Origin of the sequence: Pandoraea cepalis, assembly GCF_902459625.1 — a bacterium.
In the GTDB taxonomy this organism is placed as follows: domain Bacteria; phylum Pseudomonadota; class Gammaproteobacteria; order Burkholderiales; family Burkholderiaceae; genus Pandoraea; species Pandoraea cepalis.
In genome coordinates this window covers 510315-531708 of sequence record NZ_CABPRY010000001.1, presented here as the reverse complement: position 1 = coordinate 531708, position 21394 = coordinate 510315, and the positions used below count along the sequence as shown (strand labels likewise).

Here is a 21394-nt window from a genome sequence, read left to right as displayed (position 1 = left end):
AGTCTTCGCCCATGGACGTCGATTCGGCTTCATGTTGGCGCCGGCACGCACCTTCACCCCATCGTCAGGAGGCAATTTCATGCGGTTTTCGTCGCATTGTCGCGCAATCCACCCTCCCCCTCGCAACCAGGCCCGCGACGCCACGCCCGCTCGCAGGACGCCGGCGCCCACTTCACCCGACTTCCCGCACGCGTTCGACGGCACACGCAATTCCCAAAGGCGCTGTCATGACGACGCGGCCATGCGCCATCGCGTCAGCCCCCCCAAGGCCTCGCCCGCCAGTCCCTGGCCGGCGGCCTTCGCCGTGATGCTGGTCGCCAATCTCATGGCCCCCACGGTACGCGCCACACCGATGCTCCCCCGCCTCCTCGACAGCCGTGTGCGGGAAGACAGTCCACTCGCCAACGCCACGGCGCTGCCTTCAGACGGACTACCAGACGTCCCAAGCGACGTCGAAATACACCCGCTCCCCCTCTCGCTGATCAAGACCCACTACACCTTCCAGGAATTTCTCAGGGCCGTGGCCACCGCCAGCGCACCGTTTCGGCATCTTGGAAGATCCATCGGCGAGGCCTACAGCGCGGTGAGCGGCAACCCCGTGGATCGACCGACGCTCGACGCGGCGCAACGCCTCGGCGGTGTGGTGGACGTCGCCACCGGGCTAATCCCGGAAGTCCAAATCGCGCGATTGCCCGGACATTTCGCCGATCTGGCCGCCGACCTACTCGACGGTAGACCGCCGTCGTCGGCCAAGCTCACCGACTTTCTGCAATATGGCGACCCGCGCACGATCGGCAGAGACATGCCGATTCAGGACGCGTCCGCGCCGGCACAACCGGTGCTATTCAGGCGTGGGCCGGTGCATGCGCCGGTGTCAGCGCCTGGCGTCGAGGCCGACGCGCCCGTGGTACGCGACGTTGACGTTGACGGCGACGGACTCGAACCGCCGCGCGACGCGACGCCTGAGCACGGCGCCGAGATCGTCGATGCGCAGGCCGCCGACGTCGAAGGTCTCGGTGTCGGACACGGATTGCGCATCGAAGGCGAGCGCGAACACCTTAAGGGATACGAACAATCGTTGCCGCCCGAGAGCATTCCGGAAGGGTCACGGCGCCAACTGATGACGATCAACGGCCGCCACTATCTTCGCGGGGAATCCGGCTATTACCAAGTGACGCCCGGACAGCGCGCGGGCGAATGGTTGATCAACGCGCCGCGCGGCGCGCGCGCGCAAGTGCCGGTGACCTACGACGCGCCGTCCGGCGAATGGCATGCAGACGCCCCGTTGCGCCTGTGCGGCGGCGGATGCGGTCCGAGCCGCTCGTCCACCCCCGACAGCGTTGCCATGAGCAAGAACGACGTCGCCGACGCCATCCGCCACCTCGCCGATCATGACGTGCGGCGCGCGATACTGCAGGCGTACAGCGATCTGGGAGCGCTGCACCTGATGCGAACGAACCGTGAGGACCTGCGGGCATTGCGCGACAACTCGATCATTGAGCACCGCCGTGTCCTGGTACCCCAACTGATGCGCATCGACCCGTATTCCACCTTGTTCGAACAACAGCGCGAGGCCGCCCTGATCACGGCGATGCACTATGACAACTACCCGGAATACAACATCCACGAACTCAGTGCCGAAGCCTTCTGCCAGGAAAACGCGGAGATTCTCTTTCACTATCTTCTGGTCCGCGGCGTTCCCAGCCACCATATCCGCATGATCACCGTGCAGCCCCAAGGCCGCCCGCCGCATGTCATGGTGCTTTACACCGAATCGGATCAATTCATCGATCTGCTCGATCTGTCCACGCCGCAACCGCCGGTGAAAGGGCATGTCGACGGCATCAACGGCAATCGTTTCACGGCCGCGGTGTTCCTGACGCGCGACACCACCGTGCTGCTCGACCCCTGGAGCCGAATCAAGGCATCGTCGTTCCGGCACGCGAACGATGTCGAGGCGTTGATGGGCATGTTGGACGTCTCGCTCGCGGATGCCGGCCACCGCACCGGCAACCCCTACACGGTGTCGCTGACCCGGCCCTACCCCACACCGCGCGAGCGCGCTGCGGCAGCCACGGGCGGCGCCGCCGACGCAAGAAGTCCGGTCATCAGTTCGGCCGGCACCTTGCCAAGGTCCGGCTCGGTGCGCCGGAACCCGCCGATTCAACTTGCGGGCGGCGAACACGGTACGCCGGTCTGATACCGGCGCGTGTCACGCGTTAGCACACGCCGACGATTCCGATTCGCGCATTGCGCCTTCCCGCCCTCGCGGCCTCGGACAATTGATCCCCCTTCCCTTTGGAGGCATTCATGCCATTCGCTTCGCACCGCCGCGACACGCGAGTCGCGCCTTGTTACGGGCTACCGAATGCACCTCGCGTCACTCACATACCTCACGTACCGCGACGGCACGAAAGCACGCCAAGCGGCGCGACGGGCTTGTGCCGTGCCTTCCGCGGTGCGCGCCCGACACGCGCCGAGTCCGGTTCGTCGACCCGCGTACCGCGTGAGCGGTCTGCCACCCAACACACGCCCGGCGATCACGTCTGGCCCGCCGCGCTGGCCCTCCTGCTTGTCGCCAATCTCGCCGCACCGGCCCTCGCGCGCGTGCCCGCATCCTCGCATCACACGCGCGAGGGCGAGGGCGCGGGCACCCCGTGCGTCGGATCAATCAATGCCAACGCGGTGCCGCCGTCGGGCACCCTGGCCGCGTCCGCGCACGCGGAGGTGATTCGCCGCCCCGTGAAGCACTCGACAACGATCAAGACGGACTATACGTTTCGCGACGTCCTGAAAGCCGTCTCCACCGCGCGCGCCCCTTTCCACTACCTGTTGGCGTCGGTGGGCGACGCCTACGAAGTCCTCAGCGGCCGGACGATGGATCCAGACGTACACCGCCGCGTTGAGCAAGGCGCCGATGTCCTGGATCTCGCGACCTCCGTGCTGCCCGGCGTGCGGCTGTTGCGACTTCCCGGCGATCTGGCGGACTTGTTCGACGATGAACTCGGGCACAAACCTCCCGACCCCGGCAAGCTCGCCGGCCTGCTGCAATATGCCGACCCGCGCGTGATGGGATCGGCGCCGCGAACGCTCGCGCGAGCGACCGCGCGGGGCGAAATCGCGGGCACTCGCACTGCGGCCGCAGCACACCCCGCCCGGCCCGCCCAGCACCCTGCGGCGGGCGTGGCACGCGAACCGGCACCGGCGAACCGGCACCGCATCGTCGACGAACATACCCATCTGCGCGGCTATGCGCAACCGCTGCCGGCCGCTCGGCGCCCCGGCGGCGAATCGCCGGATCTCGTCCTCGTGAACGGCCATCACTACCTGAAAGGGAACGCAGGCTATTACCGGGCACATCGCGGCGTGAGCGCCGACCATTGGCTGATAGATGCCCCGCCGGGCAGCGAGCGACGGGCGCAAGTGCCGGTGACGTACGACCCAAGCACCGGCACATGGCACGCTCACGCGCCGCTGCGCCTGTGCGGCGGTGGATGTGGGGCGAGTCGCCCCGCCGATGCGCCGGACAGCATCGCCAACAGCGTTGAAGACATCGCGCAGGCGATAGGCCATGTTCCGGACGAAGGGGCGAAAAAGGCGATTCAAACGGCGTTCTCCGAATTGAGCGCCTTACGCTTGCGACGAACGAATCGACCCGATCTGCAACCCGGTCGCGACAACTCGATCATCCATCACCGAATCGCTTTGCGCGGCGCCATGAGAAAACGGATCGATCCGAACGCGCCGCTGATCAAGCAGCAACGCATCGCGTCCACGATCACGGCGACGCATTACGGATGGCGCGAGGCAAGTGAAGCGTTTTGCCAGGAGAACGCCGAGATCCTGTTTCATCGCCTGCTCGAGAACGGTATTTCGCGAGATCGGATTCGCATGATCACCCTCAAGCCGCACAACAAGCCGTCGCATGTCGCGGTGCTGTACACGGAATCCGACAGCTTCATCGAGTTGCTGGACCGCTCGACACCGCAGCCACCGTCGGCCCTTCACGGCGACGGCATCAGTCACGAGTTGTTCCAGGAAGCCGCCTACTTGACGCGCGATTCAACGGTGCTGCTGGACCCGTGGAGCACTACGAAAGCCATCTCGTTTGCGCGCGCGACCAGCCGGCGCACGACCGGCCGCATGATCCACCGGGCACTCGCCGATATTGGACACGTTCCCGGACATCCCTATGTCGTTTCCGTGACGCGCCCGCTCGGCATGCATAGCGCGACCCCGAGCGGGCGGAGCGCCGAGGCGAATCCGCATCGTCGGAAGGATGCCCCGCCCTCGCCACACGCCCTCGCGTGACGGTGGGGTTCGCCCTCACAGCCCGCTTTGTCGCGCGCTGCGCGTTATGGCGGTCGGTGTGCCTCACCGACCGCCCCTTTGGAGGACTTCATGCCATTTGCTTCACACCACCGCCTCCCCCGTGTCTCCCCGTGCTACGGACTCCCGCATGCGCCCCAACATCGCGCGAACGGGTCGGGGCCCGCCGCGGGCTTGTCCCATGCGTTTCGCGGCGCGCGCCTCGGGCGACCCGGGACCGGGCTACACGTCCCAGCACTTCTTGAGCGCGTGGGCACCGGCCGGCCGACACACAACGCGGCATGGCCTGCCGCCCTCGCGATCATGCTGGTCGCCAATCTCGCGCCCCCCGCATCCGGCGCCGTGCCAAAACGCGACCTTGCCCCCGACCGCTCCGGCGAAGTCAGTGCCAACATCGACACGGCGATCGATGCCGAAGCGCTTGCGTTGGCCAACACAACCACAAGAACCGAGTTCGACGACGTGGACATACGGCCGGTGGATCACCCGTTGATCAAGTCGGATTACACGTTTCACGACTTCCTGAAAGCGGTGGCCGCAGCCCGCGCACCGTTCCGCTACCTCGGCGAATCGGTGGGTGACGCCTACGAGATCCTGAGTGGCGAGGAGGTCGATCCGCAGGTGCGGCAACGCGTTCGACAAGGCGGCGAAGCGCTGGACCTTGCGACAGACTTGCTGCCCGTCGTGCCGCTATTGCGGCTGCCTGGCGACCTGGCCGACATCGCCTGCGACGAACTCGAAGGCAAAAGCCTCGATCCGGAAAAAATCGCCGGATTTCTCCAATATGCCGATCCGCGCGTCATGGGGTCGGCGCCGCCGCTTCGCGGCGATTCGTCCGCGCCGGTGCCCGCGCCGTCGGCGCCTCGGCCGATCATCAAGTCCTTACAGACGCGTCACGCCGACGCGATGCCTGCCGAAGCGATGGTCGACGGTATTGCGCCGCAAGTCGTCGACGGTGCCGGTCCGGGCAACCCCATCCCATCCGGCGCGCAAAGCGATGCGCATGACGAGAGCGTGGGTATCGATGCCGATGACTCTGCCGACGCGGGAGACGTCGCTCGTTTTGCCCCCGCACCACCGGCCAGCCCTGCGAACGCCCCCGCGCGCGTGAACGAACCGGAAATCGTTGACGAAGACGAGTATCTGCGTGGCTACGAGCTGCTCTTGCCGGCCGATCAACTCCCCGCTGGGAAGCCAGCGCGCGTCGTTGTGGTAAAGGGCCAGCATTACCTGAGGGGTGAAGCCGGTTACTACCGGGCCCGGCGCGGCCTCAGTGGCGATCACTGGCTGGTCGATGCCCCTCTAAGCGCCGAAAGCCGCGCGCAAGTGCCAGTGACTTACGATGCGAGCACCGGCACCTGGCACGCCCATGCCCCGCTGCGACTGTGTGGTGGCGGATGCGGTTCGAGCCATCTGGCGTATCCGCCCGACAGCATCGCCACCAGTTTCGAAGACATTTCGCATGCTGTCCGCCACGTTCCCGACGAAAGTTCGCAAGAAGCCATTCAACTCGCATTTGCCGAACTCAGTGAACTGCATTTGCTGCGGACGAATCGCGCAGATCTCCAGCCGAATCGCGACAACTCGATCATCGGCCATCGCACGGCCCTTCGCGGCTCCATGAGCAAGGAGATTGATCCGACCTTGCCGTTGCCCAAACAACAACGCGTTGCAGCCGAGATCACGTCAATGTATTACGAGTGGAACTCCGCGGCGGAAGCTTTTTGTCAGGAGAACGCCGAGATTCTCTTCCATCGCCTGATCGCAAACGGTGTCGCCAAAGAGCAAATCCGCATGATTACCTTCAAGCCGCAAAATCGGCCGCCCCATGTCATGGTGCTTTATACGGAGTCCGAACACTTCATCAAGCTACTGGATCGCTCAACGCCCAACCCGCCCCATCCGCACCATCGCGACGGCATCAGTCGGGAATTCTTCCGGGAAGCCGCCTACTTGACGCGCCATTCGACATTGCTGCTGGACCCGTGGAGCACCACGAAAGCCATCTCGTTCGCGGGCGCCACGTCCCGTTACGAGGCTGGGCGCATCATCAACCGGGCACTCACCGATATCGGGCATCTGCCGGGCACCCCCTACGCCGTATCCCTGACCCGCCCGCTCGGCATCCACCGGCCCAGCCCGAAGGGGTCGGTCGGCCGTGAGCGTTTGGGGAGTTCAGGGAGTTCAGGGAGTTCGCTGGGGCCTTCGGCATCGGCCAGCGCCAGCCAGGACACCAGCCGGACATCGTCGGAAACGGTGTTGTCGCGAGGCACCGGCCCCGCGCCGTCGGAGTGAGACCCGGGTCACGCGCATTCGGATCCGCCTGCGCATCCGGCCCCGGCGCGTCGCACGCGCCGGAGCTGCCGCCCGTTCAGCCGGCGCGCATCAATACGTGTACACGCCGCGCCCGGTCTTGCGTCCGAGATACCCGGCGGCGACCATTTCCTTGAGCAACGGGCACGGACGGTACTTCGAGTCCGCAAATGATTCGTAATAGACGTTCATCACGGACAGGCAAACATCGAGACCGATCATGTCGGCGAGCGCCAACGGTCCGATCGGATGATTGCAGCCGAGCTTCATGCCTTCGTCGATCTCTTCGGGCGACGCCAGATGCTCGGCCAGCACGAAGAAGGCCTCATTGATCATCGGCACCAGGATCCGGTTGACGACGAAGCCCGGCGCGTTCTTCACCGTGATCGGCGACTTGCCGAGTCGGCGCGCGAGGGCATCGACACGCGCATGCGTCTCGTCGCTCGTCTGCAAGCCGCGAATGATCTCCACGAGCGCCATCAGCGGCACCGGGTTGAAGAAGTGCATGCCGATGAATTGCGTCGGCTTGGCGACCACGGCGGCAAGCTGAGTGATCGAGATCGACGACGTGTTGGACGCGAGAATCGCACTGTCCTTCGTCGCGCCCTCGAGCTGTTTGAGAATCTTGACCTTCAGATCGAAGTTCTCCGTGGCCGCCTCGATCACGATGTCGGCGTCGGCCAGCGAGGCGTAGTCGGTTGAGGTCGTGATGCGCGCCAGTGCGGCTTGCTTGTCGGCGGCCGTGAGCTTGTCTTTTTTGATCAGGCGATCGAGGCTGCCGGCAATCGTCGCCACGCCTTTCTGTACGGCGGCATCGCTGATATCGACCATCGTCACCGGCAGCCCGGCCACCGCACAGGCCTGTGCAATGCCGTTGCCCATGGTGCCTGCGCCAATGATGCCTACGTGTTGAATCGTCATGTCGTCTCTACTCCGTTTGTGCTCGGGGGATGGCGGGAATACCGTCTTGCGCGGTGCACAAATCATAGCGCGGACCCGTGGATTCGGTGACACATGAAACCGCTCTGCGAAACGATGCTGACTCTGGCGTGTGATCTGCCGGGCGTGTCGGTGTCGGTGTCGGCAAACCATGACATCGCGATCGACATAACGAACGAAGGGGGCAGACGCGCCCAATCGGCGTCTGCCCCCTTCGATGATTCCTTCGGCACGCGCATAAAGTCCGCGTGCGCGGGGAACGTCAGAACTTCATGCGAACGCCGCCGCCGAAGGTATCGCCGCCCGACAGCGTGCTCACCCGGTCGTTCATGTACGCAGCATAGACATCCGTACGCTTCGACAGCGGGTAGTCGTAACCGAGCGCCCACGTCTTGCGGTTGACATTGCTCGCGCCCGAACTCTTCGTGTAAGCGTACGACGCGAGCACGCTGCCGTTGCCCAGCGGCACCGACACGCCGAGCTGGCCGCCATTCTCCGACACACCGCCGCCGGTGATGTTGTTGCGGATGTACTGATACTGGCCGAACAACTTCACCACATGCAGGTCGTACGTCGCCCCTACTTGCACGGCCTGCTGGCTGCGAAAGCCCGTCATGCCGGCGAGGTCGTCCGGTTGCGAATCGAACTTCACCTGCTGGTAAGCGACGCTCGCCGCAAACGGACCGTTGAAGTACAACGCCGACGCGCTCCACTTGTTCTGCCCCGTCTCACCGGCCTTGTTGCCGAACGCATACGAGACGCTGCCCGACAGCCCCTTGAAGTTCGGCGTCGTGTACATCACGGCGTTGCTCCAGCCGGAGTCGCCCACGATGCCTTGGCCTGCCGCGCCAATGAACGTGTGGAACACCATCGGGCTGAAGGTGTACGAATCGACGAACGGGTTGAACAGGATCGTCGAGACGAAGTACGAAGTGGTGAGACGGCCGAGCGTGACCGTGCCGGCGGTGTCCGACGACAAACCGACGTACGCGTTGCGCGAGAACATCGAGTCGCCCTGGAAGCGGCCGTATTGACCATTCTGCGGACGGAAGAAGTCCTCCAGCACGAACACCGCCTTCAGGCCGCCGCCGAGATCTTCGTTACCCTTCATGCCCCAGTACGATGTCGACATGCCGCCGCCGCCCTGCGTCCAGGCGCGATCGCCGCCCGGGTTCTTGACCGCGCCCATCCAGGCGTCGACCTGACCGTACAGCGTGACGTTCGATTGTGCGAACGCCGGCGCGCTCATGCACGCGCCCAACACGAGTGCCCCGCCAATGCCCTTGGCCATGCTCCGCTTCATTCACTTCTCCTTGGTTTATGTCTTTTGTGTGCCCGTTCCCGATGTGCACGGGAGCGGCTGGCGCCCGCTGGCGAAGCGCCTCCCTGATAAACGGCCGTGATTCTCGCACAGGCGTGCCGTGCGCAGATAGGCCGAACCGTCGAGAAAAAACGCACCACACGAAGTGGCCGGGAAATGGTGGGGAGACAAAATTCAGCCGACCATCCGCGCCAAAGTTAGTCTCGGTATAACGAAATCGATATGTCCCTTACATCAGCAAGTTAGCGATTGCTCACATTCGCCGTGATGTCGGGAAATAATGGAGGCGCGGGACGCGTGATTGGCAGACGTTGCTGGGAATGGGCGAGCGCATCCGATGTTGCACATGTGCAACGCCTGGCTCGTCCAAGGACATCGGAGGGGAGGGGAAAAACTGGAAGTGGGGACAGCAACGCCGGCGGGGGACCGCCCGCGGCAACAAGCGTCAGCGACCGCGACGGCCGCCACCGCCACCGCCGCGCGACCCGCGTGGCTCGCCTTGCGGCGAGTATTGGCGCTCACGCGGCTCCGCCGGGGCCGCCCAGTTCGGATAGGCCGCCTGACCGCGACCGCGATCGGCGCTGAAACGGCTGATGTCTTCCCGCAGCGATGCCTTGTTCAAATCCAGCATGTCGCGCCCGCGCCCGCCCCCTGCCCAGGCAGGATAGGCACACACAAGCAGCAACAGGAAACAGTAACGAAGTCGGGCACTCATTTGGGTTCAGCCATCGCGGCCGGCCCTAATGTGGGGCCGGTTGGCACGAGACGCGGACGGCACCGATGGGTTACCTGTGCGCCATACGCCTCAAGAATGACTGTACCGGGTCGGTCGAATGAGCGTCGACCGAAAAGATGTTAATGCGTGGCGCGGTCTGCAACCGTTTGTAACGGCCGCTTCATGGTGGCGCCAGCCCCTTCCAGCGGGACGGGGCGCGCCACCGAGCGGCCTCGCGCGAGAGGGGGTCCCCCCGGGCGACGGTAGCGCACCGCTTACTTCTCGATCTGCTTTTCGACGGACAGCGAGATTTCTCGCAGGCGCTCGCCGCGCGGTGTGACCAAGTCCTGTGCCGTGACGGTGAAGTTGACCGGACGCGCATACTTCCGGCTCGCACTCTGCCATTCGGCCGGCAAACCGGCAGCGTTTGTCGTGGTCGTGCGCAGCGTGGTCACGCCCCGGGTGCAGCGCGAGACCTGCGTGGCGAATCCCTGCGCCTCGCGGCGCAGATCCGCCGGCGTGATCTTCTGGTAATCCCAGACACATTCGTAAGTCGGTGCGAGCCCCTTTGCCCGGAACACCTTGCAGTCGCCGCCCGGCACCGAGTAGGTGGCCTGATAGCTCTCGCCGCGGTCGTTCTTGGCCGCAAGCGGGCCGGAGATGTTGTCAAAGCCAGTCTGCGCGCTCTTGGCCAGCATGAGGATACCCTCGCACTGGTCGGCGGCGATCGCCGACTGCGCCGCACAGAGGCAGGCAAGCAGGGTCCATCGTTGTAGAGAATTAATTGCCATCATTGGAATGTTCGGCTGGGGTCTGGCGTCGTATCGCGCGATGACGATGCGGGAGCCGCATGCGTTGCGATCACGTCGTGAATGGTGACATTAGACCCCAAAGTCGGCGCGGACGAAACCGTGGGCACGACGCAAATCCTGTGTCAATTCGGGGCTTGCCCACCGAAGGGCCCGCCCGTGGCGCCCCTCATCCGAAAAGTCGATTCGCTTACACGCGCGCGACCTATACTCAAGGGGCAGTCAAACTGCATGGGCACGGCCGGGAACTGGAAACGGTTCAGTGCATGACGGCAATGCCTTCCGGTGCCAAGTCTGCTTGGCCCATACCATGCCGCGCCGGTACACGCGGCTGGCGACGCCCCGATGGGGCATCAACCGGCGGCTCAGTCCGCCGGTTTTCATTGCGTGCTCACGCGCCACAGAGTCCGTGTCGCCGTCCAGTGCGAGATCGTCGGCACCTCATGCCGACGGATTAGGCGAAAGTGCGGATTTCGCCCGTTGCAGTCGTCTGCAACTATCAAATCACTAGACCAATATTCGCCGGGCACGCAACTTCGGGAAGTCAACGGAGTGTTTGTGGATACCTGTACGTTATCGGCAATACTTGGCTTGCCGTGCGCACGCATGGTCGTGCGTTACGCGGGGTGAACCATGGGACACCCGACCCTTCCCGGCCGACTTCGCCCCGGCACGCCAGACCCTGACATTGCGTTGGCGCATGACCCGTCGTGCCTGATGGAGTGCGTTCGCGGTCATGGCGGCACGCTGGCCCACGTGCTCGGCGCCCTCGGCACGTTCCGCTCCCGGCACGGTCATTGGCCGCGCCGCCTCTACCTCTATCCCGAAACGCTGGCCGCGCTGGTCCAGGATCTCACGCCACTGGGCTTCTACCGATGTCAGCAACGGCTCGACATCCTGGCGGATCTGGAGCGCGACCTGTTCTGTGCCGACGAAAGTGGCAACGTGTCGATCTACCGCATACAAGCCACGGTGGACCCGGTAGCCATTGACGCGGCCGCCGTCTGGCTGGGCCTGGCGCCACCGATGGCCGGCAACGCGGACGGCCTGGACGACACGCCACGTTCGTTGGCCACACCGAAACCACCCCGCTGACGACGACTTCCGAACCGCGGGCGGCTGTCACGGTGCTATCGCATCGCGTGGCTAATCTGGCCTGCCGCCAAGTACCGAAACCTTCCTCTGAGCGTTGGACCGCAACCGGACCCCGTCGCCTTGCGCGGGGCGATCTCACCTCCGCACCTTTTTCGTCGGAGAGATGTCATGAACCGAACCGCGATTGTTCTGGATGGTTTGATGCTGCTCTATCTCGCTGCGGCAACGGTCGTCGGCGTGCAATCGAGCGCCGCCGACGGGCATGCACTGCTCGCCAGCGTGCTTGGCGTGCTCCTAGCGCTTTGCGTGCTGGCCCTGCTTGCCGCGCCGTTCTATGTCTCGCTGATCGTGCTCGTGGCGCAATCCGAGCGGCATCTGCGGCTGGCGACGTGGCTGCATCGTGCGATGCTGGCGATCATGGTGGCGTTGACACTCGTCTCGCTGCTCGCGCGCGACACCATCGAAGTCTCCGCGCCCCTCTTCGCGCTGGTTGCGCTCGTGTGCATCGTCAATCTCGTGGCGCTCTCGCGACGGCGGAACCACTTCGAGGCCTTCCACCTCTTCGAGCATTGACGCCGCGCTTCGCCGTTTCTGCCCCTGTCCGGCCACGGCGCGCCGTCTCACGCGACGACCGGCCGCCTCATCGTCTCAATCGCTCCGCTTGAGGCCGCCGCTGAGGGCTTGCGTCGCGTCGGCTTCGAACGCCGCCACGTCACGCATCTTCAGTCGTAACCGCAGCGTGACGGCGTCGTCGTAGGTGGCGTCGAGCACCTCGGCGCCATGACGCTCCGCCAACCGGCGCAGCGTCGCTTCGTGGGCAAAGGTGCAGCGGTAGCGCGGCTCGGTCGTCGGCTCGACCGCCGTGAGCGTGGCGAGCTTGAGCGCTTCGCTCACCGCCTGCCCGTAGGCGCGGGTCAGGCCGCCCGCGCCCAGTTTGATACCGCCGTAATAGCGCACGACGACCGCCAGCACATTCGTCAGGCCCTTGTGCATGAGCACGTTGTACATGGGCTTGGCCGCCGTGCCGCCCGGCTCGCCATCGTCGTCGAAACCCGACGCGCCCTCGCACAACAACACCCAGCAATAATGCGTGGCGTTGGGGTAGCGCACACGCAGCGCGCCGAGTTCGCGCATGGCCGCCTCGCGCGACGTTACCGGCATGACGATGCCGATGAACCGGCTCTTCTTGATGTCCAGCTCGGTGTCGACCGGCGCTGCCAATGCATACATACGACTGTCGTCTCCCGGCGCCTTACAGGCGCACTTCGCCGCGTGCGAGTTCGATGACGTTACCGCCCACCAGGATCCGACGATCCGCCGTGACTTCGAGCGTCAACCGGCACGGTCGCTCGATGGCGTCGCCCTGCGACACGTGCGCGCGCACCGGCAGCGGATACCCTTGTCCGATCAACCAGCCGCCAAGGTTGGCGCAAGCGGATCCCGTGCCCGGGTCCTCGCTCACACCGCCGCCCTGCGTCGTGAAGAAGTAGCGCGCCGTGACCTGCAACTCGCCGCCCGTCGCCTCGTCGATGGAAAACACGTAGCCCGTTTTACGCTCCAGACTCGAGAGCGGCCAGCGTTCCAGACGCGCGCTGTCGGGTTGCGCCCGCGCGACCGCGTCGGCGTTGCGCAACGGAATCAGCAGTTGATCGGCCCCGGTGTCGACCCATTGGGGCGACTGTGCGAGATCGTCGCGCCCCAGCCTCACCAGCGCGGCGATGTCGGCATCGGCCTCGCTCGCAGGCTTGATCTTCGGCTCGCCCGACGAAGGCGCCGTGAGCGTCCAATGATCGCCGCTGGCCTGCACCGGCACCAGGCCGGCGGCGAATTGCAGCGTCACGCGGTCGCCCAGGGCGTGCATGGCACGCAGCACGTGCGCCGTCCCCAGCGTGGGATGCCCGGCAAAACGCATTTCATAACCGGGTGTGAAAATTCGCACGTGCGCGTCGGCCGTCTCGGAGGGCAGAATGAACGTCGTCTCGGACAAGTTGAACTGTCGCGCGAGCGATCCCATCTCTTCGTCGCTCAGCCCGCGCGCATCTTCGAAAACGCACAGCGGGTTGCCTCCGAAGGTCGTTTCGGCGAAGACGTTGACGATACGAAATGCATAGGTGCGGCTCATGACGAATCTCCAGTGGGGGCGGGTCGGACGACCGCACGGCCCTCGAGCCATGCGCGCACAGGTGTCCGATAACAGCGTGCCGTGCCTGCTCGCGTTGGCCGGCCAGCCATGGGAAAGAAGGTCCGTAGTCTCGCACATCGCGCACCGGCGCGCGCGCCAACGCCCGCGCTTTCGGCCGCTTGAACCCCACGCACTAAGAATCGTCCGCCTCGCGCCCGAAAGACGGGGGGATCGTCGTCGGCCGTGATTGTCACCTAAATCAGGACAATTATTCACAAATCAGGCGGATTGTGGTTTTTCTGCAGGACTCTAAAATGACATTCATCGAGGCCAACCCGGCCTCTCAATGAAACGACGAAGACATAGGAGCCCATCATGATGGACATCAGAAAAGCTGCGGACCGAGGCGTTGCCAACCATGGCTGGCTCAACTCGCACCACACGTTCTCGTTCGCGAATTATTACGATCCGAAGCAAGTCGGCTTTTCCGACCTGCTGGTGATCAACGACGACCGCGTGGCCCCGGCTCAGGGCTTCGGCAAGCATCCGCACCGCGACATGGAGATCTTTTCGTACGTGCTCGAAGGCGCACTCGAACACAAGGACACCATGGGCACGGGGTCGGTGATCGAGCCGGGCGACGTGCAGTTGATGAGCGCCGGGCGCGGCGTGGCGCACAGCGAGTTCAACCACTCGCCCACCTCGCCGGTGCACTTCCTGCAGATCTGGATCGTGCCGAATCAGGCAGGTATCGCGCCCGAGTATCAGCAACAACACTTCACGCCGGAAGAAAAGCGCGGCCAACTGCGCCTGATCATCTCGCCGGATGGCAGCGACAACTCGCTGCACATCCATCAGGATGCGCGTGTGTATGCCGGACTGTTCGACGGCGACGAGTCGGCCACGCTGACGCTCGCGCCGAACCGCTACGCCTATGTGCATGTGGCACGCGGTGGCGTGAGTTTGAATGGCGTGGCGCTGGCGGAAGGCGACGGGGTGCGCGTGCGCAACGAAACCGCGCTCACGCTCTCGCACGGTACCAACGCGGAAGTGCTCGTGTTCGACCTGCGCCCGGTGGAAACGCCTGACTTCTAAGGCGCGGCACGCAGACGCACCGTACGGCGACACGCTCGCTCTGCGGTGCGTCTTGCGCGCCCGGTTCACGCGCTCTCGCTCTCCATCGACAGCGGCAGCGCGTGCTCCGCGTCGCGCCAGGCGCTGTCCCCCAACGAGCATTCGACGGTGCTCAGGCAGCAGGCGTCGAACGCTTTTTCAATGGCGTCGCGATCCATATGGCGTCCGATGAACACCACTTCATTGATGCGATCGCCCCAGGGCGCCTCCCAGTTCGCCTCGATGTCGGCGCGCTGCGGATCACCTTCGGGTGGCCACACCGCCCGATCCACGGCAGCCCACCACTGCCCCATCGGCTCGAGCGTCGCCGTATTGCCGGCGCGCGAGTAGGCGAGCGCCCACGCCGGACGGCTCGCGGCCCAGACATACCCCTTGGCGCGAATGAGGCCGTCGAACGGCATCGACATGAACGACGCAAAGCGCGCCGGATGCAAGGGCGCACGACGACGCAGCACAAAACTCGTCACCCCGTAGGTGTCGGCCTCTGACACAGGCTCGCCCTCGAGCGCCTGCGCCCAACCGGCCATTCGCTCTGCCCGCTCGGGATCGAAAAGCCCCGTGCCCAGCACATCGGCGAGCGGTACCTGTCCGTGCTCGCCCAGCACGATGCGGGCCGACGGATTGAGACCGGCGATCAGCGCCTTGACGGCGTCGAGCCGCGCCGCGTCCACGCGATCCCCCTTGCTCACGACCACCACATCCGCAAACTCGATCTGCTCGGTCAGCAGTTCGGCCAGACGTCGCTCATCCTCCTCACCGGCCACTTCGCCGCGCTGCGAGAGCGTGTCGACACTGTGGAAGTCCTCCAGCACATGCAGGGCGTCGACGACCGTTACCATCGTGTCGAGACGAGCGATGTCGGCGAGCGATTTGCCCGCCTCATCGCGAAATTCAAACGTCGCGGCCACCGGCATCGGCTCGGCAATACCCGTCGACTCGATGAGCAGGTAATCGAAGCGGCCCTCCTGCGCCAGATCGCGCACCGCGATGAGCAAATCCTCGCGCAACGTACAACAGATGCAGCCGTTGCTCATCTCGACGAGACGCTCCTGCGTGCGCGAGAGCGCCGCGCCCGCCTTGGCCGCACCGCGCTCCACGAACGACGCATCGATGTTCACCTCGCTCATGTCGTTGACGAGCACCGCCACGCGCAGGCCGTCGCGATTGCGCAGCACATGGTTGAGCAACGTGGTCTTGCCGGCCCCGAGAAAACCGGAAAGCACGGTCACGGGCAGGCGACGGTCAGCGTCGCCGGATGCCCCGAGAGGAATCGTCATGGCAGCAAAGTCCTTTGATCTTGTGAGGCCGGCACGGCGCGCGGACGTCCCATGGCGCGGTTCGCGGCCCGATTAATGCAACCAAGTTGCAACATGGCGCGATGATACTGAGGTCGATGTCATTTTGCAACTGAGTTGTAAAATGACAAGCATGCGTCGATGCAATCGGCGCGACACATTGCCGCGCGAGACGCGCCCCCTGGGAACCCGCAGATGGCTGCGTCGGTCTGCAAGGTCTGCGATACTGCGCGAGCGGCGTTGAGCGCGCCTGCGCGCAGGACAGCGCGAGCGCCTCGCCGACGCGGGCGAGCGCGTTCGGCCCTACCGCTCGCCTGCGAACGCCGCCACCCGAATGTCTTCGCGGCTTATTCAAATCATTACCCAACTCGTTAGCCCACTCGATATGCGCATTTCCAAGAACGCTTCCCATGCTCCTCGTGCCACTGGCTTCCTGCGACGCGCGACGCACGGACTCACACTGGCGGCCGTGGTCGGCTTGACCGGACTCTCACAAGGGGCGTGGGCCCACGCACACGTCGTCTCGAGCGATCCGGCCGCACAGACGAGTGTCGCAGCGCCGAAGGCCGTGCGCGTGACGTTCGACTCGACGCTCGAAGGCGCGCTCTCGAAGCTTGGCGTGGTCGACGCCCAGGGCAAACCGGTCACGCAGGCCAAGGCCGAACTCGACGCCGCGCGCAAAACGCTCACGCTGTCGCTTCCCGCGCTTGCCGCGGGTCGCTATCAAGCGAACTGGGTCGCCGTCGCGAGTGACGGCCATCGCACGCAAGGCAACATCAAATTCTCCGTGAAGTGATGTCGGCCGATCTGGCCGCCGGCACCTGGCAGCCGGCCACCGCAGGATTGCTGAACCTGGCGCTGGCCCTGGCCCTCGGCGTGCTGCTGCTGCGCAGTCCGCACGCCGTGCGGCGCGGCCTCACCCTGCGCGTGCTGCCGGCCTTTGCGGCGGGCCTCGCCGTATTCGCGTGGATCGCCTACGTATTCGCAAGCACCGATGCGATGACGGGCGGCGACTGGGAAAGCACGTCCGCCATGATGGGCGACGTGTGGGTGGTGCTTACCCAAACCCACTTCGGCCGGATGCAATGGATCGCCGCGCTCGGCGTCGCACTGCTGTGCGCGGGCGTCTGGGCCTGGTACGACGCGCGACGCCGCCTGCGCGCGGCGCTGCCGATCGCCGATGATCCTCGTGACCGGCATCATCGTCGCGAGCATCGTCAGGAGCGTTACGCGCGCATTGTCTACGCCGCCGGCGCCGTGACGCTGGCGCTCGCCCGCGCCGGAACGGGGCACGCGGCCGATGCGGCCGTGCCGTGGCTCGCCATTGGCATTCACACGCTGCATGTCGCCGCCGCGGCCTCATGGACCGGCGCGCTGCTCGTGGCCGGATGCGCGATCCCGGGCTGGCGTCATTGGCCAGTTGGCGCACGGGCAGCGTATGGCGAACGGCTTTCCTCGGTCGCCGCACTGGCCATGGTCGTCGCGCTGGTGACGGGGGCGTTCAACGCATGGCGCACCCTCGGTGAGACGCCCTCGCTGTGGTTCGCCCCCCAGAACGCGCCGTACTTCGCCTGGCTCGTCACGAAGCTCGTGCTCGTCGGCATTGCCGCATTGCTGGGTGCTTGGAACCGTTGGCATTTCTTGCCGCGTCTTGCGCTGGACACGGGCGAGACGCCGCTGGATACGACGGCCTTCGCGCGCGTGGTCGCCATCGAGGCGCTCGTGCTCGTGATGGTGATGAGCCTTGCGGCCAAGCTTGGCACGACGATGCCGCCGGGCGGCTGACCGAATTCGACAGCAAGAAACGGAGCGCGGCATCGCGACCCGCTCCCTACACTGAAGGCAAGTCCTCAGTCGTCCGGAGCCCCCTGCGATGTCCACCGATCCAATGACCGCCAAACGCCCCCTTCATCCCGGCGCCCCGACCGGCAGCCCGAGTCTTTCGCAGGCCCGGACGCCGACCGTCCCGGCGAGCCACCTTTCGGCCAAATCGCGCTACGCGACCGACGACGCCAAGTGGGCCGCGGTCGCCGCGCGCGACAAACAGGCGGACGGCGAATTCTTCTATGCCGTGCGAACGACTGGCGTGTATTGCCGCCCCTCGTGTGGCGCGCGGCTCGCGCGGCGCGAAAACGTGACGTTCCATGCCGATAGCGCCGCGGCCGAGCGCGCGGGCTTTCGTGCCTGCAAGCGTTGCCAGCCGGCGCTTGGCGCATCCGGCGCGCGCCAAGCCCGTCACGCCGCACTGGTGACGGCCGCCTGTCGGCAGATCGAGACGGCCGAGGTGCCACCGCGACTGGACGCGCTCGCTGCCGAAGCCGGCCTGAGCCCGCACTATTTCCACCGACTCTTTCGCGCGGTCACGGGCGTGACCCCGCGCGCTTATGCCAACGCGCATCGCGCCGAGCGTGTGCGCGACGCACTGTCCGCGGCCGAGAGCGTCACGTCGGCGTACTACGACGCCGGCTTCAATTCGAACGGCCGCTTCTACGCGAGTGCCGACGCGCTGCTCGGCATGAAGCCCGCGGCGTTCCGCGCGGGCGGCAAGGCCGAATCGATTCGCTTCGCCGTCGCGCAGTGCTCGCTCGGCGCATTGCTGGTCGCCGCCACGGCGCGCGGACTCTGTGCCGTGTCGTTGGGCGACGACCCCGACGCGCTCGTAAAGGACTTGCAAGACCGCTTTCCACAGGCGGAACTGGTCGGGGCCGACGCCGAGTTCGAGCGATGGGTGGCCCAGGTGGTGGGGTTCGTGGAGTCGCCGCGCGCGGGTCTGTCGTTGCCCCTCGATGTCCGCGGTACGGCGTTCCAGCAACGCGTGTGGCAAGCACTGCGCGACGTGCCGGCCGGCGCGACCGCCAGCTACACGCAGATCGCCGAGCGCATTGGTGCCCCTCGGGCGGTGCGGGCGGTAGCGCAGGCATGCGCATCGAACCCACTGGCCGTCGTCATTCCGTGCCACCGCATCGTGCGCAATGACGGCGCCCTGTCGGGCTATCGCTGGGGCGTGGAGCGCAAGCGCGCCTTGCTCGCCCACGAGGGCGAGGAAAGTGGCGACGCGACGCCCCAGGTGACGCGGTGAGCGCGCGTGTGCTGTCGCTCGATTGGGCCGCCCTGGAGGACGAACTCAATGGCTTCGGTGCGGCGCGCATTCCAAAGCTGCTGAACGCCAGCGAATGCGCTGCGCTCTGCGCAATGTACGGCGAGACCGACGCGCCCACGAGCATCACCCCCACATCGCCCCGCTTCCGCAGCCGTATCGTCATGGCGCGTCACGGATTCGGGCAGGGCGAATATCAGTACTTCGCTTACCCACTGCCGCCGCTGGTCGCCGAATTGCGTGAAGCGTTCTACGCGCCGTTGCGCGACATCGCCCACCGCTGGCACGTCGCGATGGGCATTGACACGCGCTACCCGCCCTCGCACCGTGCCTACCTCGACCAATGCCACAACGCCGGTCAGCGACGCCCTACGCCGTTGCTGCTGCGCTATGCCGCAGGCGACTACAATTGCCTGCATCAAGACCTCTACGGCGAACACGTCTTCCCGTTGCAGGTAGCCATTTTGCTGTCTCGGCCCGGCGAGGATTTCACGGGCGGCGAGTTCGTCCTCACCGAGCAGCGCCCACGCATGCAGTCGCGCGCCGAGGTGGTGCCGCTCACGCGCGGCGATGCAGTCGTGTTCGCCGTGCACCACCGTCCGGTGAACGGCACGCGCGGGGTGTACCGCGTCAATTTGCGCCACGGCGTGAGCCGCGTGCGCAGTGGCCATCGACACACGCTCGGCGTGATCCTGCACGACGCCACATGACACTCGACCTTTTCGGCTCAGCGCACGACGACAAAGACCACGGCACGCCGCCATCCGACGCACTCGGTCCGGGCGCATTCGTGTTGCGCGGGTTCGCGCAGTCACAACTGACGACCTTGCAGGCCGATATCGACGCGGTGATCGCGCAAGCGCCGCTGCGTCACTGGCTGACGCCAGGTGGCAAGCGCATGTCGGTCGCCATGACGAATTGCGGGGAAGTGGGATGGATCAGCGACCGGCAGGGGTATCGCTACGGCACGCACGATCCTCTCTCGCAGCAACCGTGGCCGCCGATGCCGGCATCGTTTCTCGCGCTCGCACACCACGCCGCCGACGCTGCCGGGTATCGCGACTTCGCGCCAGACGCCTGTCTCGTCAATCGCTACTCGCTGGATGCGCGGCTCACGTTGCATCAGGATCGCGACGAGCGCGATCTGGGCGCGCCCATCGTGTCGGTGTCGCTTGGACTTCCCGCGACGTTCCTGTGGGGCGGATTGCACCGTAGCGATCGCACCCGCCGCATGCGTCTCGCCCCGGGTGACGTGGTCGTCTGGGGCGGGCCGTCGCGACTCGTCTATCACGGCATTGCCGGCGTCGAAGGCAGCTTCGACGCGCAAGCCGTGCGTTACAACCTCACGTTCCGGCAGGCGCGCTGAGCGCGCCGACGATCGACGCGCGCCGCCGTCATGTCACGCTCGACGGCAATCGGCAGCGCTCGGTAGCGCTCAGTAGCCGACCGTGAAGCGCGCGTGCGGATGCTGGTTCCGTTCGAGTTCGTCGACCAGCGCGATGGCGTAGTCCTCCATCGAAATCCAGCTCTTGCCGTTGGCATCGACGAGCAGCGCGTCGCCGCCGAGACGGAACTTGCCCGTGCGCTCGCCTGGCTCGAACAACGCCGACGGCGACAGGAACGTCCAGTTCAACGGTGCGTCCTTTGCCTCGGCGCGCAGCACTTGCAGGAACACGCGGCCGGCACTCGCTTCTGGCTTGTATGCTTCTGGGAATTCCGGCGTATCGATGAGCGCCTTGCCCGGCGCGATGTCCAAACTGCCTGCCCCGCCCACGACGAGCAGACGCGGCACGGCGGCCTGCTTCACGGCGTCGATGAGCTTGGCGGCGTCCATCGAGGCGAAGCGACCCGCGCTGATCACGGCATCGTGACCGGCGAGCAGCGGCGCGAGCATCGCCGGATCGGCGGCATCGCCCTTGACGACGGTGAGCCCCTGCTCGGCGTCAACGCGCTCGGGATTGCGGGCGATCCCGGTCACCGTGTGATGACGCTGCAGCAGTTCGGCGGCAACGCGCGTACCCACGCGGCCGGTAATACCAATCAAAGCGACTTTCATCAAGACTCTCCTGGGCGTGATGGGGGAATGCGGGATAGGCGGCAGACGCTCAGCGCGCACAGCCGTCGGGACCGCATTGAGGCAACGCATCGGCGTCGCCTTGCCCCGAAGATGCCGTCGTTCGACGACACGCATGCTTGCCATCGTAGTCGCGTCAGTCGCCCAAAAA

The 21394-nt window shown here is 65.7% G+C and carries 19 protein-coding genes; 11 read left to right on the top strand and 8 right to left on the bottom strand.

Annotated features, from left to right (window positions below):
• Window positions 1-241: 241 nt before the first annotated feature.
• From PCE31107_RS02350 to PCE31107_RS02340, 3 genes are all read left to right on the top strand, one after another.
• Complete coding sequence (locus tag PCE31107_RS02350; protein WP_150606260.1) at window positions 242-2200, top strand: hypothetical protein; 1959 nt, start codon at window positions 242-244, stop codon at window positions 2198-2200.
• 239 nt (window positions 2201-2439) lie between these two features.
• A complete protein-coding gene (locus PCE31107_RS02345) occupies window positions 2440-4311 on the top strand; it encodes a hypothetical protein (RefSeq protein WP_150606258.1) in 1872 nt (623 codons plus the stop codon).
• 321 nt (window positions 4312-4632) lie between these two features.
• Window positions 4633-6624 (top strand): hypothetical protein, encoded by a 1992-nt coding sequence (locus PCE31107_RS02340; RefSeq protein ID WP_150606256.1) that lies wholly within the window; start codon window positions 4633-4635, stop codon window positions 6622-6624.
• A gap of 90 nt (window positions 6625-6714) precedes the next feature.
• Here the strand turns inward: PCE31107_RS02340 and PCE31107_RS02335 are convergent, their stop codons facing one another.
• From PCE31107_RS02335 to PCE31107_RS02320, 4 genes are all read right to left on the bottom strand, one after another.
• On the bottom strand, window positions 6715-7563 hold the full coding sequence (locus PCE31107_RS02335) for a 3-hydroxybutyryl-CoA dehydrogenase (protein ID WP_130024668.1): 849 nt from the start codon (window positions 7561-7563) through the stop codon (window positions 6715-6717).
• A gap of 280 nt (window positions 7564-7843) precedes the next feature.
• Window positions 7844-8884 carry a porin gene (locus PCE31107_RS02330; RefSeq protein ID WP_150606254.1) on the bottom strand — a complete coding sequence of 347 codons (1041 nt, stop codon included), beginning with the start codon at window positions 8882-8884 and terminating at the stop codon, window positions 7844-7846.
• Between the two features lie 463 nt (window positions 8885-9347).
• Complete coding sequence (locus tag PCE31107_RS02325) at window positions 9348-9617, bottom strand: hypothetical protein (protein WP_150606252.1); 270 nt, start codon at window positions 9615-9617, stop codon at window positions 9348-9350.
• A gap of 275 nt (window positions 9618-9892) precedes the next feature.
• Entirely contained in the window at window positions 9893-10411 is a 519-nt protein-coding gene (locus PCE31107_RS02320) for a hypothetical protein (protein ID WP_150606250.1), read from the bottom strand.
• A 648-nt stretch (window positions 10412-11059) separates the two neighbouring features.
• On the opposite strand from PCE31107_RS02320, the gene PCE31107_RS02315 reads away from it, so the two are divergent.
• On the top strand, window positions 11060-11521 hold the full coding sequence (locus tag PCE31107_RS02315) for a hypothetical protein (protein ID WP_150606248.1): 462 nt from the start codon (window positions 11060-11062) through the stop codon (window positions 11519-11521).
• Window positions 11522-11689: 168 nt separating this feature from the next.
• Entirely contained in the window at window positions 11690-12094 is a 405-nt protein-coding gene (locus tag PCE31107_RS02310) for a hypothetical protein (RefSeq protein ID WP_150606246.1), read from the top strand.
• A 75-nt stretch (window positions 12095-12169) separates the two neighbouring features.
• On the opposite strand, the gene PCE31107_RS02305 is transcribed toward PCE31107_RS02310, so the two are convergent.
• A complete protein-coding gene (locus tag PCE31107_RS02305; protein WP_130024662.1) occupies window positions 12170-12751 on the bottom strand; it encodes an IMPACT family protein in 582 nt (193 codons plus the stop codon).
• Window positions 12752-12773: 22 nt separating this feature from the next.
• Window positions 12774-13643, bottom strand: a complete 870-nt coding sequence (locus PCE31107_RS02300) for a PhzF family phenazine biosynthesis protein (protein WP_150606245.1) — start codon at window positions 13641-13643, stop codon at window positions 12774-12776.
• A 375-nt stretch (window positions 13644-14018) separates the two neighbouring features.
• On the opposite strand from PCE31107_RS02300, the gene PCE31107_RS02295 reads away from it, so the two are divergent.
• Window positions 14019-14738 carry a pirin family protein gene (locus PCE31107_RS02295; RefSeq protein ID WP_150606243.1) on the top strand — a complete coding sequence of 240 codons (720 nt, stop codon included), beginning with the start codon at window positions 14019-14021 and terminating at the stop codon, window positions 14736-14738.
• Between the two features lie 65 nt (window positions 14739-14803).
• Here the strand turns inward: PCE31107_RS02295 and PCE31107_RS02290 are convergent, their stop codons facing one another.
• Complete coding sequence (locus PCE31107_RS02290; RefSeq protein ID WP_150606241.1) at window positions 14804-16054, bottom strand: GTP-binding protein; 1251 nt, start codon at window positions 16052-16054, stop codon at window positions 14804-14806.
• 403 nt (window positions 16055-16457) lie between these two features.
• Here PCE31107_RS02290 and PCE31107_RS02285 point away from each other — a divergent pair, with 403 nt between their 5' ends.
• From PCE31107_RS02285 to alkB, 5 genes are all read left to right on the top strand, one after another.
• Window positions 16458-16868 (top strand): copper resistance protein CopC, encoded by a 411-nt coding sequence (locus PCE31107_RS02285; RefSeq protein WP_150606239.1) that lies wholly within the window; start codon window positions 16458-16460, stop codon window positions 16866-16868.
• Complete coding sequence (locus PCE31107_RS02280; RefSeq protein ID WP_150606237.1) at window positions 16868-17857, top strand: copper resistance D family protein; 990 nt, start codon at window positions 16868-16870, stop codon at window positions 17855-17857. The genes PCE31107_RS02285 and PCE31107_RS02280 overlap by 1 nt, the downstream gene beginning before the upstream one ends.
• Window positions 17858-17945: 88 nt before the next feature.
• Window positions 17946-19151: a bifunctional DNA-binding transcriptional regulator/O6-methylguanine-DNA methyltransferase Ada gene (gene ada / locus PCE31107_RS02275; RefSeq protein WP_246181686.1), complete on the top strand. Its 1206-nt coding sequence runs from the start codon at window positions 17946-17948 to the stop codon at window positions 19149-19151.
• Window positions 19148-19879: a 2OG-Fe(II) oxygenase gene (locus PCE31107_RS02270; protein WP_150606235.1), complete on the top strand. Its 732-nt coding sequence runs from the start codon at window positions 19148-19150 to the stop codon at window positions 19877-19879. The genes ada and PCE31107_RS02270 overlap by 4 nt, the downstream gene beginning before the upstream one ends.
• Window positions 19876-20535, top strand: a complete 660-nt coding sequence (gene alkB / locus PCE31107_RS02265) for a DNA oxidative demethylase AlkB (protein ID WP_150606233.1) — start codon at window positions 19876-19878, stop codon at window positions 20533-20535. The genes PCE31107_RS02270 and alkB overlap by 4 nt, the downstream gene beginning before the upstream one ends.
• Before the next feature lie 69 nt (window positions 20536-20604).
• Here the strand turns inward: alkB and PCE31107_RS02260 are convergent, their stop codons facing one another.
• Window positions 20605-21225 carry an NAD(P)-dependent oxidoreductase gene (locus tag PCE31107_RS02260; RefSeq protein WP_150606231.1) on the bottom strand — a complete coding sequence of 207 codons (621 nt, stop codon included), beginning with the start codon at window positions 21223-21225 and terminating at the stop codon, window positions 20605-20607.
• Window positions 21226-21394: the final 169 nt, after the last annotated feature.

Excerpts from the sequence above, each read along its gene's own strand:
- PCE31107_RS02280 (WP_150606237.1), top strand. The coding sequence starts at position 16,868 with ATGTCGGCCGATCTGGCCGCCGGCACCTGGCAGCCGGCCACCGCAGGA.
- PCE31107_RS02300 (WP_150606245.1), bottom strand. The coding sequence starts at position 13,643 with ATGAGCCGCACCTATGCATTTCGTATCGTCAACGTCTTCGCCGAAACG.
- PCE31107_RS02340 (WP_150606256.1), top strand. The coding sequence starts at position 4,633 with ATGCTGGTCGCCAATCTCGCGCCCCCCGCATCCGGCGCCGTGCCAAAA.
- PCE31107_RS02330 (WP_150606254.1), bottom strand. The coding sequence starts at position 8,884 with ATGAAGCGGAGCATGGCCAAGGGCATTGGCGGGGCACTCGTGTTGGGC.
- PCE31107_RS02305 (WP_130024662.1), bottom strand. The coding sequence starts at position 12,751 with ATGTATGCATTGGCAGCGCCGGTCGACACCGAGCTGGACATCAAGAAG.
- ada (WP_246181686.1), top strand. The coding sequence starts at position 17,946 with ATGTCCACCGATCCAATGACCGCCAAACGCCCCCTTCATCCCGGCGCC.
- PCE31107_RS02350 (WP_150606260.1), top strand. The coding sequence starts at position 242 with ATGCGCCATCGCGTCAGCCCCCCCAAGGCCTCGCCCGCCAGTCCCTGG.
- PCE31107_RS02325 (WP_150606252.1), bottom strand. The coding sequence starts at position 9,617 with ATGAGTGCCCGACTTCGTTACTGTTTCCTGTTGCTGCTTGTGTGTGCC.
- PCE31107_RS02295 (WP_150606243.1), top strand. The coding sequence starts at position 14,019 with ATGATGGACATCAGAAAAGCTGCGGACCGAGGCGTTGCCAACCATGGC.
- alkB (WP_150606233.1), top strand. The coding sequence starts at position 19,876 with ATGACACTCGACCTTTTCGGCTCAGCGCACGACGACAAAGACCACGGC.
- PCE31107_RS02335 (WP_130024668.1), bottom strand. The coding sequence starts at position 7,563 with ATGACGATTCAACACGTAGGCATCATTGGCGCAGGCACCATGGGCAAC.
- PCE31107_RS02310 (WP_150606246.1), top strand. The coding sequence starts at position 11,690 with ATGAACCGAACCGCGATTGTTCTGGATGGTTTGATGCTGCTCTATCTC.
- PCE31107_RS02285 (WP_150606239.1), top strand. The coding sequence starts at position 16,458 with ATGCGCATTTCCAAGAACGCTTCCCATGCTCCTCGTGCCACTGGCTTC.
- PCE31107_RS02315 (WP_150606248.1), top strand. The coding sequence starts at position 11,060 with ATGGGACACCCGACCCTTCCCGGCCGACTTCGCCCCGGCACGCCAGAC.
- PCE31107_RS02320 (WP_150606250.1), bottom strand. The coding sequence starts at position 10,411 with ATGATGGCAATTAATTCTCTACAACGATGGACCCTGCTTGCCTGCCTC.
- PCE31107_RS02290 (WP_150606241.1), bottom strand. The coding sequence starts at position 16,054 with ATGACGATTCCTCTCGGGGCATCCGGCGACGCTGACCGTCGCCTGCCC.
- PCE31107_RS02260 (WP_150606231.1), bottom strand. The coding sequence starts at position 21,225 with ATGAAAGTCGCTTTGATTGGTATTACCGGCCGCGTGGGTACGCGCGTT.